The organism is Spirillospora sp. NPDC049652 (assembly GCF_040675125.1).
Classification (GTDB): Bacteria; Actinomycetota; Actinomycetes; order Streptosporangiales; family Streptosporangiaceae; genus Spirillospora.
Genome location: NZ_JBFAOF010000457.1, coordinates 1 through 5,557, shown reverse-complemented (window position 1 = coordinate 5,557; position 5,557 = coordinate 1). Strand labels below are relative to the sequence as shown.

Below are 5,557 nucleotides of genomic sequence, written 5' to 3'. Positions count from 1 at the left end.
GGCCGACGCGCGGGTGCGCGAGCTGCTCGGCGACGCGGTCTACGGCGCCGGCGACGAGACGCTCGACCGGGTCGTCCACCGGCTGCTGGCCGAGCGGGGCGCGACCGCGGCGGCGGCCGAGTCCCTGACCGGCGGGCTGATCGGCGCGGAGCTGACCAAGATGCCCGGTTCGTCCGCGACGTTCGTGGGCGGGGTCGTCTCGTACGCGACCGAGCTCAAGCAGCGGCTGCTCGGCGTGGACGCGGCGCTGCTGGCCGCGGAGGGGGCCGTCCACCCCGAGGTGGCCCGGCAGATGGCCGAGGGCGTCCGGGACCGTCTGGGCGCCGCGTACGGCGTCGCGGTGACCGGGGTCGCCGGTCCGGAGCCCCAGGACGGCCGTCCCGTGGGAACGGTCTACGTCGCGGTGGCCGGACCCGGAAACACGTTCCGTGTCACCGGACCGCGACTCCCCGTGCCCGGTCCGGGCGCCGAGAGCCGCGCCGCGCTGCGCCGGATGACCGTCGTCCACGCCCTTGACCTGCTGCGTCGCGTCCTGCTCGGGCTTGACGCGGAGCCCGCGGCCGGGGACGCTCGGAAAGATCGGGAAGAGACGGGCTGATTACAGCGTTACGTTGCGAGCGAACACGAAATCCACGGTCTGCCATGGCCGCGCTCAGGGCGGGTACGGTGGAACCGGCAGATGGTCCGAACTGAGGGAGGGAGCGAGACGATGGTCCTGCTTCGCAGCCTGCTCGGTGACGTCCTGCGGGCGCTGCGACTGCGCCAGGGGCGCACCCTCCGCGAGGTGTCCGCGGCGGCCCGGGTGTCCTTGGGCTACCTGTCCGAGGTCGAGCGCGGTCAGAAGGAGGCGTCCTCCGAGCTGCTGTCCTCGATCTGCAAGGCTCTCGGGGTGCCGCTCAGCCACGTCCTGCGCGAGGTCGCCGACCAGCTGGCGCTGGCCGAGCTCCAGCACGAGCCGGTGATGGCCGGCGCGCCGCCGGAGCACGAGCGGATCAGCACCGACACGGTGCCCGATTCGCCGGAGGAGATCGCGGGCGAGTTCCGGGCCGACATGGTCGCCGCCTGACGGTGGTCCGGAACGGCGGCCGCCCCCGCGGTCGCCCCGCCGCGATCCTCCATGCCCTCCCTCCCCGCGTCCGGCCCCGCGGCCAGGTTGTGCGGCGACTCACTTGTAGAGACGACATTTCCGGGCATGTTTCTGTGTTGTAACGATCATTCGACGAACGACGCGGAAGGAGCTCAGAGATGGCCGTGGTGAAGAGCCCCCTTTCCGAGGCTGCTCAGAAGGTGACCGGCGAGGCCCTGCAGGGCGCGCTGGTGGATCTGGTCGACCTCGCCCTGTACGCCAAGCAGGCGCACTGGAACCTGGTCGGGCCGCGCTTCAAGACGATCCACGAGCACCTGGACGAGATCGTCGACCTCGCCCGGCAGGCCCAGGACGACGTGGCCGAGCGCGCGGTCGCGATCGGCGTGAACCCGGACGGCCGGTCCCGCACCATCGCCGACCGCACGAAGATCGAGCAACTCGACCCGGGCTACCTCGGCGACGAGAAGGTCCTGCTCGCCGTGACCGGCACGCTGTTCGAGATCATCGGCCGGTTCCGCGAGCGGATCGAGGCGACCGACGAGCCCGACCCGGTCTCGCAGGACCTGCTCATCGGCATCACCGCCGAACTGGAGAAGCTGCACTGGATGTTCCAGGCGCAGTCCTGATCCGTCCCTTCGCCGAACCCCGCCCCGCCCACGGGACGGGGTTCGTTGCTTCTCCGGGGACTCGGCGCTTTTCCGGGCCTCGGCGGTCCGTCCGCCGAGGCCCCGGCCGAAAGCGTTCCGGGATCGGCGTCAGGCGACGTATTCGCGCAGGTGGACGGCGGTGAGGGTGTCGCCGTGCGCGACGAGGTCGGCGGGCGTGCCGGTGAAGACGAGCTCGCCGCCCTCCGAGCCCGCGCCGGGCCCGAGGTCGATGATCCAGTCCGCGTGCGCCATCACGGCCTGGTGGTGCTCGATGACGACGACCGAGTTCCCGGCGTCCACGAGCCGGTCCAGCAGGGCGAGGAGCTGGTCCACGTCGGCGAGGTGCAGGCCGGTGGTCGGCTCGTCCAGGACGTAGGTCGCGGCCTTCTCCGCCATGTGGATCGCGAGCTTGAGCCGCTGCCGCTCGCCGCCGGAGAGGGTGGTGAGCGGCTGCCCGAGGCCGAGGTAGCCGAGACCCACATCGGCGAGGTGGCCGAGGATCCTCCTTGGTTGCCCGGTGGTGAGGAAGCCGCGCGCCTCGTCCACGGACATGGCGAGCACCTCGCTGATGTTCTTGCCGTTCAGCGTGTAACCGAGCACTTCGGGGGTGAAGCGGCGTCCCTCGCAGCGCTCGCAGACGGTCGCGACGCCGGCCATCATCGCCAGGTCGGTGTAGACGAGCCCGAGTCCCTTGCAGTGGGGGCAGGCGCCCTCGGAGTTCGCCGAGAACAGCGCGGCCTTGACGCCGTTGGCCTTGGCGAACGCCGTCCGGACCGGGTCGAGCAGCCCGGTGTAGGTCGCCGGGTTGGACCGCCGGGAGCCCCGGATCGCCGACTGGTCCACGGAGACGACCCCGGCGCGTCCGGCGAGGTGGCCGTGGATGAGGGAGCTCTTGCCGGACCCGGCGACGCCCGTCACGACGGTCAGGACGCCGAGCGGGACGTCCACGCTGACGTTCCTGAGGTTGTGCCGGTTCGCGTTCTCGATGGACACGTGCCCGGTGGGGGTGCGGACGGTCTCGCGGAGCCGGGCGCGGTGGTCCAGGTGCCGTCCGGTGAGCGTGCCGGACGCGCGGAGCCCGGCGACGTCGCCGGTGTAGCAGATCCGGCCGCCCGCGGTCCCCGCGCCGGGGCCGAGGTCCACGACGTGGTCGGCGATCTCGATGGTCTCGGGCTTGTGCTCGACGACCAGGACGGTGTTGCCCTTGTCGCGCAGCCGGAGCAGCAGGTCGTTCATGCGCCGGATGTCGTGCGGGTGCAGCCCGACGGTCGGCTCGTCGAAGATGTAGGTCACGTCGGTGAGGCTGGAGCCGAGGTGCCGGACCATCTTGACGCGCTGCGCCTCGCCGCCGGACAGGCTGCCGGACTCGCGGTCCAGGCTGAGGTAGCCGAGCCCGACCTCGACCAGCGACTCCAGCGTCTCGCGGAGCGTGGCGAGCAGCGGCGCGACCGACGGCGCGTCCAGCTTGCGGACGAACGCGGCGAGGTCGCTGATCTGCAGGGCCGAGCAGTCCGCGATGCTCATCCCGTCGATCTTCGAGGAGAGCGCCGCCGGGTTCAGCCGGGTGCCGCCGCAGTCCGGGCAGGCGGTGAAGGTGACGGCCCGCTCCACGAAGGCGCGGATGTGCGGCTGCATCGACTCCTTGTCCTTGGCGAGGAAGAGCCGCCGGACCTTGACCAGCAGGCCCTCGTAGTTGGTGTTCAGCCCGTTGAGCTCGATCTTCGTCGCGGGCTTGTGCATGAAGTCGTCCCACTGCTCGGGGGTGAAGTCGCGCAGCTTGACGTCCGGGTCCACGAAGCCGGAGTGCGCGAAGTTCTTCCAGTACCAGGAGTCGACGGCGAAGTTCGGGACGGTGATCGCGCCCTCGTTCAGCGACCTGTCGCGGTCGACGAGCTGGTCGAGGTCGATGTCGGAGACCTTGCCGAGGCCCTCGCAGGCCGGGCACATGCCCTCGGCCGTGTTGAAGCTGAACGCGCTGGAGGTGCCGACGTGCGGGACGCCGAGCCGGCTGAACACGATCCGCAGCATCGTGGACGCGTCGGTGGCGGTGCCGACCGTGGAGCGGCTGTTGCCTCCCATGCGCTCCTGGTCCACGACGATCGCGGCGGACAGGTTGCGCAGGCCGTCCACGTCCGGGCGCGGGATGTTGGGCATGTACGACTGGACGAACGCGGTGTAGGTCTCGTTGATCAACCGCTGCGACTCGGCCGCGATCGTGCCGAAGACCAGCGACGACTTGCCGGAGCCGGAGACGCCGGTGAACACGGTGAGGCGGCGCTTGGGGATGTCCAGCGACACCTCGGCGAGGTTGTTCTCCCGCGCCCCGCGGACCTCGATGACGTCGTGGCTGTCGGCGTTGTTCGGGGTCATGCGCGCCCTCCGTTGATATCCTTAGAGCATAAAGAGATCGGTCGATCAGCTTATGCCATAAGGAGTTCGCACATGGCCGTCTTCGCCGGACAGGGCGACCCGCGCCGCTCGATGGAGCTGCTCTGGCGGGGGCCGGCGCGGCGGTCCGCGGCCCGCCCGAACGCGCCCGGCCCCAAACCGGCGCTGTCGGTGGAGGCCGTGGTGGACGCCGCGATCGCGGTCGCCGACGAGGTCGGCACGGCGGCGCTGTCGATGCGGCTGGTGGGGGAGCGGGTCGGGCGCACCGCGATGGCGCTCTACACCTACGTCCAGGGCAAGGCCGAGCTGCTCGACCTCATGTACGACAAGGTCCTCGCCGAGCTGCCGCCGGACTTCCCGCAGAGCGGCTGGCGGGACGCGCTGGTCGCCTGGGCCGAGGCAACGCGCGACTTCCACCTGCGCCATCCCTGGGTCTCGCAGGTGTCGCAGGCGCGTCCCGTCCTCGGGCCGAACGAGTACACCGCCTACAACGCGCTGGCCGGCATCCTGCGCCGGGCGGGGCTCCGGCCGGACGAGGCGCGTGCGGTCGTTCCCGTGCTCGTCCGGTACGTGGAGGGGGCGGTCCGGGCGGTGAACGAGGCGCGCCAGGCCGCCCGCACGACCGGCGTCGCGGACGAGGAGTGGTGGCACGCGCGCGCGGCCGCTCTCAAGGAGATCGCGCCCGACTTCCTCGACGGCGTCCCGGACATGGCCTGGCTGGAATCCCGCGACGCCCCGCCGCCCGAGCGCGACGCCCCGTACCTCGAAAGGCTGGTGGACGAGGGGTTCCACCCGGGTCTAGCGGTCATCCTGGACGGCATCGAGGCGCGGCTCGCCGCCCGGCGCCCGGCGGCTCAGTAGCCCTCGGCCGCCTCCACGCACGCACGGACGAAGTCGCGCAGCACCGGGTCGGTGTCGCCGCGCGGCCAGACCACGACGAGCTCGGCCGCCGGAGCGTCCTCCACGGGCCGGTAGACGACACCCGGACGCCGGTACACGCGCGCCGACATCTCCGCGACCATCGCGATCCCGCGGCCGGACTGGATGGCGAGGAAGTAATCCTCGGAGTTGTGCACCTCCGCGCCGACCTTCGGCAGCGTCCCGAGCTCGTCCACGGCCAGCCAGTGCCGGCGCAGCGGCCCGGACGACGCGGGCAGCGCCACGAACGTCTCGTCCCGCAGGTCGGCCAGCCGGACCGAGGCCCGGTCGGCGAGGCGGTGCCCCTCCGGAAGCGCGACGCAGCGCCCCTCCCGGACGAGGACCTCGTGGTCCAGCAGGTTCGCGCCCGGAATCGGCAGGCGGAGCAGCGCCGCCCGGTCGCGTCCGGAGAGCACCGTGCCCGCCGGGTCGTCCCAGTCGTTCAGCAGCAGCTCGACCCGCAGGTCGGGGCGGAGCGCCGCGAACCGCCCGGTGCTGCTGCGCGCGGTGACCGGGC

Annotated in this window: 6 protein-coding genes; 4 read left to right on the top strand and 2 right to left on the bottom strand. The window is 71.9% G+C overall.

The genetic code is table 11. The features are described from left to right. The first annotated feature begins 13 nt into the window (after positions 1-13). The 3 genes from AB0J52_RS25085 (at position 14) to AB0J52_RS25075 (ending at position 1,713) form a co-directional block, all read left to right on the top strand. Positions 14-598, top strand: coding sequence for a nicotinamide-nucleotide amidohydrolase family protein (locus tag AB0J52_RS25085; protein ID WP_500184635.1), 585 nt, complete (start codon positions 14-16; stop codon positions 596-598). Between the two features lie 111 nt (positions 599-709). Continuing rightward, complete coding sequence (locus AB0J52_RS25080; protein ID WP_117361047.1) at positions 710-1,066, top strand: helix-turn-helix domain-containing protein; 357 nt, start codon at positions 710-712, stop codon at positions 1,064-1,066. 179 nt (positions 1,067-1,245) lie between these two features. After that, positions 1,246-1,713, top strand: coding sequence for a Dps family protein (locus tag AB0J52_RS25075; RefSeq protein WP_500184632.1), 468 nt, complete (start codon positions 1,246-1,248; stop codon positions 1,711-1,713). Positions 1,714-1,842: 129 nt separating this feature from the next. Here the strand turns inward: AB0J52_RS25075 and AB0J52_RS25070 are convergent, their stop codons facing one another. Beyond that, positions 1,843-4,104, bottom strand: a complete 2,262-nt coding sequence (locus AB0J52_RS25070) for an ATP-binding cassette domain-containing protein (protein WP_500184631.1) — start codon at positions 4,102-4,104, stop codon at positions 1,843-1,845. 72 nt (positions 4,105-4,176) lie between these two features. Between AB0J52_RS25070 and AB0J52_RS25065 the strand changes: the two genes are divergently transcribed. Then, positions 4,177-4,983, top strand: coding sequence for a TetR/AcrR family transcriptional regulator C-terminal domain-containing protein (locus AB0J52_RS25065; RefSeq protein WP_500184630.1), 807 nt, complete (start codon positions 4,177-4,179; stop codon positions 4,981-4,983). Here the strand turns inward: AB0J52_RS25065 and AB0J52_RS25060 are convergent. Continuing rightward, a partial coding sequence (locus AB0J52_RS25060; protein ID WP_500184628.1) for a LysR family substrate-binding domain-containing protein occupies positions 4,977-5,557 on the bottom strand: 581 nt, incomplete at its 5' end. The two genes, AB0J52_RS25065 and AB0J52_RS25060, sit on opposite strands and share 7 nt — an antisense overlap.

Bases quoted from the DNA above. Each gene is read 5' to 3' on its own strand.
- AB0J52_RS25080 (WP_117361047.1), top strand. From the start codon at position 710: ATGGTCCTGCTTCGCAGCCTGCTCGGTGACGTCCTGCGGGCGCTGCGA.
- AB0J52_RS25075 (WP_500184632.1), top strand. From the start codon at position 1,246: ATGGCCGTGGTGAAGAGCCCCCTTTCCGAGGCTGCTCAGAAGGTGACC.
- AB0J52_RS25070 (WP_500184631.1), bottom strand. From the start codon at position 4,104: ATGACCCCGAACAACGCCGACAGCCACGACGTCATCGAGGTCCGCGGG.
- AB0J52_RS25065 (WP_500184630.1), top strand. From the start codon at position 4,177: ATGGCCGTCTTCGCCGGACAGGGCGACCCGCGCCGCTCGATGGAGCTG.